The following is a 5,616-nucleotide window of genomic DNA, read 5'->3' on the forward strand; positions in this document are numbered from 1 at the left end:
TGGCCGTCGCGGCCGCGCGCTGGCGTGACCGCCTCGGTGTGCTGGCGCTGGGCCAGCCGCCGCAGGCCCAGCCTGTCGTCGACACCATGCGCAGCGCGCTGGCGCAGATGCTGATGTCGCGCGAGGGCCCTGCGCTGCGCCCGGGCACGCGCTCCTACGCCCGCTCCTGGGTGCGCGACGGCGCCATGATGGTGGCCGGCCTGGTGCGCATGGGCGAGGCCCAGGCGGCACGCGAGTTCGTCGACTGGTATGCCGGCTACATCTTCGACTCCGGCAAGGTGCCCTGCTGCGTCGACCAGCGCGGCGCCGACCCGGTGGTCGAGAACGACAGCCACGGTCAATACCTGTTCGCCGTGGCCGAGCTGTGGCGGCATACCCAGGACCGCGCGCTGCTGGAGCGCCATTGGCCCAAGGTGCAGCGCGTCGTCGCGTGGATGGAAGCGCTGCGGCTGAGCGAACGCAAGGCGGATGCCGACCCACGCTTCAAGGGCCTGATGCCGCCTTCGATCAGCCACGAAGGCTATGCCGACAAGCCGGCCTATTCCTACTGGGACGACTTCTGGGCGCTGCGCGGCTACAAGGACGCGGTGCAGATCGCGCAGGCGCTCGGCGATACGGCGCAAGCCGTCCGCTGGGCCGTGTCCCGAGATGAGTTCGAGGCCGACCTCAGCGCATCCGTTGCCGCGACCGCGCAGCACTTCAAGCTCGACCACATCGCCGGCGCTGCCGACCGTGGCGACTTCGACGCCACATCCACGACGATGGCGCTGAACCCCGCCCAGGCCGAGGACAAGCTGCCGGCCGCGCTGCTGCGCGGCACCTTCGACCGCTATGTGGCCGAGGCCGATGCGCGCATCACGGGCAGCAAGGGCTGGAAGGACTACACGCCCTACGAGCTGCGCAACGTCAGTGCGCTGGTGCGCCTGGGGCGTGTCGACGACGCGCACCGCCTGCTGGCCTGGTTCTTCACCCACCAGCGCCCGGCCGGCTGGAACCAGTGGGCCGAGGTCGTGCTGCCCGATGCGCGCGAGCCGCGCTTCCTCGGCGACATGCCGCATGCCTGGATCTCGTCGGACTACCTGCGCGCCGCCCTGGACCTGCTGGCCTACGAGCGCGACGCCACCGGCAGCCTCGTGCTCGGCGCCGGCCTGTCGCCCGGCTGGCGCGCTGCGCGCGACATCGGCGTGACCGGCCTGTCCACCGCCTGGGGCCGGCTGGACTACCGTTTGCTGAAACGCGCCGACGGCGGCTGGACGCTGCACATCGACCGCCGCCCCGAACGCCTGCCCGGTGAACTGCGCCTGGCGTGGCCGGGAGACGGCAAACTGCCTAACGTCTCAAACCAGGGGCTGACCTGGCAGGGCCGCGAGCTGCCGCTGCCGGCAGACGCCACGACGATCCAACTGGAACCCACACCATGACCATGAACCGCCGCCAGCTGCTGTTGACGACGCCTGCTCTCGCGGCGCCATTGCTGAGCGCCTGCGCGGCAGTGCCGCCCACGCCACCGGACGGCCTGGCCGCCGGCGAGCAGCGCCCGTGGGCGCTGGGCGGTGAACGCATGTGGGTGTCGTTGCCGCCTGAGTACGCGCAGAAGCGCGAACGCTGGCCGCTGCTGGTCTTCCTGCACGGCTCCGGCGAGCGCGGCACCGACCTGGAGAAGGTCAAGGTCCACGGCCCGCCGTCCTGGGCGGCGCAAGGCGTGAACCAGCAGCTCATCATCGTGAGCCCGCAGCTCGAGGACGGCGCGCAGTGGGACCCCGAGCGCCTGCACCAGCTGCTCGCCGCCTTGCAAGCACGCCTGCACATCGATCCCGAGCGCTGCCTTGGCACGGGCCTGAGCCTGGGCGGCTACGGCGTGTGGCAGTGGGCTTACACCTATCCGCGCGACCTCGCGGCCATCGCGCCCGTCTGCGGTTTCGGCCACCCCGGCAAGGTCGCGGCCATGCGCAGCGTGCCGGTCCGCGGCTACCACGGCGACCAAGACACCGCCGTGCCGCTGGCACCTCATATAGCCTCCATCGAAGCCCTGCGCGCGGCCGGCGGCACGGCCTCGCTGACCATCTACCCCGGCGTCGGCCACGACTCGTGGACGCCGGCCTATCGCGACCCTGAACTGATTCCCTGGCTGTTGGCCCAGAAACGAGCATGAGCGTTCATATCCTGAGCAACGCTGCAGGCCTGCAGGCCGAGCTGCTGTCCCACGGCGGGCTGCGCCGGCTGATGTGCGGGCCGGCGCTGATGCTCAACCTCTTCCTCGGCAACGAACTGGAGGGCGGACCGGCCAATGTCTGGCTGCGGCGCCGTGATGCGGGCAGCGACTGGCGCGTGACGCCGCTGCTCGGTCCGCTGTCGCCGCTGAATGTGCATGCCGCGGAAGGCGCCTTCGAGATGCGCGGCGACTGGGACGGCCTGGCGCTGCGCCTGCAACTGCGCCTGGCCACCGACGAGGCGACGCTGTTCTGGCACCTGCAAGCCGAGAACCGCAGCGGCGCGGCCTGCGACATCGCGCCCGTCCTCGTGCAGGACATCGGCCTGGCCGGCTACGGCGCGGTGCGCACCAACGAGTACTACGTCAGCCACTACATCGACCTGCAGCCGTTGCGCGACGCTGACCGCGGTGTGCTGCTTGCGGCACGCCAGAACCAGGCCCAGGACGGCCAGCACCCCTGGCTGCTGGCCGGTTCACTGCGACGCGCCGAGGCCTTTGCGACGGATGCGGTCCAGGTCTGGGGGCCTGCGGCCCGCGAGGGCGCGCCGGCGCCGGCCCTGGCGGCCGGCCTGCCCAGCCAGCGCCTGCAGCATGAGCATGCCCTCGTCGCACTGCAGGACGAGGCCATCGCACTTGCGCCGGGCGAGCGTGCGGCGGGCGGCTTCTTCCTGTCGCTGCAGATGCATCACGCGCCAGCGAGCAGCGACGCCGACCTGGCACGCCTGCCGGCACTGCTCGCGCTGCCCGAGGCTCAGCCCTGCGCGCCGCTCGACGAGCCCGGCCACGCGCCCGCGCCGAGCCTGTTCGCCAGCGCGCCTTTGCTCGCCAGCCACGACCTCAGCGCCGAGGCCCGCCGACAACTCTTCCCCGGCGAGCGGCGCCACGAGGAATGGCGCGACGGGCAGTCGCTGAGCTTCTTCACCGACGACGCCGCCCATGTCGTGCTGCGCGCCAAGGAGTTGCTTGTGCAGCGCCCGCACGGCCACATCCTGCGCAGTGGCGACCACCTCATGCCCGACGAGGGCGCGCTGACGTCGACCTGCTGGATGGGCGGTGTCTTCCACTCCATGCTGACCCAGGGTCACGTCAGCATCAATCGCCTGTTGTCCACGCAGCGCAGCCTGCTCGGCCTGTTCCGCACCGCCGGCCTGCGGCTGTTCGTGCAGTTGGACGGGCAGGGCTGGCAGCTGCTTGGCCTGCCGTCGGCCTTCGAGATGCAGCCGCGAAGGTGCCGCTGGCTGTATGCGAATGACGGCGGCCTGATCGAGGTGGTGGCGGAGGCCGGCGCCGTGCCGGATGCGATGAGCCTGGCGATGCGCGTGCTGCAGGGTGGCCCGCTGCGACTGCGGGCCAGCCTCAACCTGGCCCTCGGCGGCGACGATGGCGCCGCAGCATCCAGGCCGACCTGGGAGCACAGCGGCGACCGCCTGCGCGTCACACCGCCCGAGGGTAGCGAGCTGGCCGACCGCTTCCCCGACGGCGCCCTGGTCATCGATGCACCGGGACTGGCCATCGTCGGCGACGACGGCCGGCTGTACGACGACGGCGTCAGCCGCGGCGAGCCGCTGCTCTGCCTGGACTTTGCGCCCGCAGCGGCCTTCGCGCTGACCTTGCGCGGCACGCTGATCGACACCGCGCCGCCGGCGCCGCAGCTTCTCGCGCTGCCGCAATGGCAGCTGGCGCATCCTGCGCTCACGCAGCTGCGCGACATCCTGCCCTGGTACGCGCACAACGCCCTCGTGCACTACCTGTCACCGCGTGGCCTGGAGCAGTATTCCGGCGGCGGCTGGGGCACACGCGACGTCTGCCAGGGGCCGCTGGAAATGCTGCTGGCCCTGGGCCAGACGGCACCCGTGCGCGATCTGCTGCTGCGCGTCTTCAGCGCCCAGAACCCCGACGGCGACTGGCCGCAGTGGTTCATGTTCTTCAAGCGCGAGGCCGGCATCCGCGCGGGGGACTCGCATGGCGACATCGTCTTCTGGCCGCTGCTGGGCCTGGCGCAGTATCTGATCGCCAGCGGCGACGCGAGCCTGCTCGACGAGCTGGCGCCCTTCCATGGCGGCGAGGCGGCGACGTTGGCGGTCCACGTTGAGCGTGCGCTCGGGCTGATCAGGCAACGCGTCGTGCCCGGCACCGGCCTGGCGGCTTACTGGCATGGCGACTGGAACGATTCGCTGCAGCCTGCCGACCCCGCGCTGCGCGAGCGCCTGTGCAGCGCCTGGACCGTCACGCTGCACCACCAGATGCTGCACACGCTGGCGACGGCCTACAGCCAGATCGGCCGCGCTGACCAAGCCGCCGCGCTGACCGCCGAGGCCATGGCCGTACGTGCCGAGTTCCAGCGCCTGCTGGTGCAGGACGATGTCGTCGCGGGCTATGCGCTCTTCCCGGAGCAGGGCGAGCGCGAGCTGTGGATCCACCCGCGCGACACCCGCACCGGCCTGCGCTACAGCCTGCTGCCGATGATGCATGCCGTCATCGACGAGCTGTTCACGCCCGAGCAGGCGGCCACCCAGGCCGCGCTGATCGAGCAGCATCTCAAGGGCCCCGACGGCGCCCGCCTCTTCGACGCGCCGCTGCCCTACCGCGGCGGGCCGTCGCAGCTGTTCCAGCGCGCCGAGACCAGCGCCTTTTTCGGCCGCGAGATCGGCATCATGTACATGCATGCCCACCTGCGTTATGCGCAGATGCTGGCCCACCTCGGCCACGCCGAGGCCTTCCTGCAGGCGCTCACGCTGGCCCACCCGATCGGCCTGACCGACCGCGTGCCCAGCGCCAGCCGGCGCCAGGCCAATTGCTATTACTCCAGCTCGGACGCCGCCTTCCCGGACCGGTATGTGGCCCAAGCGGAATACGGCCGCGCGCTGGGCGGCGAGGTCGCGCTGGACGGCGGCTGGCGCATCTATTCCAGCGGCCCGGGCATCGCGCTTGGGTTGGTCATCACGTCGCTGCTTGGCCTGCGGCTGGAGCAGGGCGCGCTGGTGGTCGACCCCGTCATGCCGGCGGTGCTGGACGGGCTGACGGTGCAACTGGCGCTGGCCGACCTGCGCTTCGAGCTGACCTACCGCGTCGGCCCGCGCGGCCATGGCATCGAGCGGGTGCGCGATGACGCGGGCCGGGAGATCGCCGCCACTCGCCGCCCGCACGCCTACCGCCTGGGCGCCCTCGCGCTGGACCGGCCGGCACCGGATAGCTCGCATCGCTGGACTATCGAGGTGGGCTGACTGAAGGGTCGCGGGTCGCGGTGGCGGCTTGGCAGCGAGGGACTAAACCGCTCGCGCGGTAGCCGCTCCGGCAACACCACGATTGCTCGTCGGGTTTCAGGCTCTGCCAAGTTGGAGGGCGAGGCGATCTGCCTCGCACTTCGACTGGAGCTGAACCATGAGCTCATTGACGACCAACGT

3 protein-coding genes are annotated in these 5,616 nt (G+C 71.4%); all 3 read left to right on the forward strand.

Annotated elements, in window-relative coordinates; all coding sequences use genetic code 11:
• The coding region (locus tag ACT6S0_RS25950; protein ID WP_444766621.1) for a hypothetical protein at positions 1-1,421 on the forward strand (1,421 nt) is incomplete at its 5' end.
• Positions 1,418-2,152, forward strand: a complete 735-nt coding sequence (locus ACT6S0_RS25955; protein WP_444766622.1) for a dienelactone hydrolase family protein — start codon at positions 1,418-1,420, stop codon at positions 2,150-2,152. The genes ACT6S0_RS25950 and ACT6S0_RS25955, both read left to right, overlap by 4 nt.
• Positions 2,149-5,436 carry a GH36-type glycosyl hydrolase domain-containing protein gene (locus tag ACT6S0_RS25960; protein ID WP_444766623.1) on the forward strand — a complete coding sequence of 1,096 codons (3,288 nt, stop codon included), beginning with the start codon at positions 2,149-2,151 and terminating at the stop codon, positions 5,434-5,436. Before ACT6S0_RS25955 ends, ACT6S0_RS25960 begins: the two co-directional genes overlap by 4 nt.
• Positions 5,437-5,616 lie beyond the last annotated feature (180 nt).

The sequence above is a fragment of the Roseateles sp. genome, assembly GCF_052436255.1.
GTDB lineage: Bacteria > Pseudomonadota > Gammaproteobacteria > Burkholderiales > Burkholderiaceae_C > Pelomonas.

Excerpts from the sequence above, each read along its gene's own strand:
- ACT6S0_RS25955 (WP_444766622.1), top strand. The coding sequence starts at position 1,418 with ATGACCATGAACCGCCGCCAGCTGCTGTTGACGACGCCTGCTCTCGCG.
- ACT6S0_RS25960 (WP_444766623.1), top strand. The coding sequence starts at position 2,149 with ATGAGCGTTCATATCCTGAGCAACGCTGCAGGCCTGCAGGCCGAGCTG.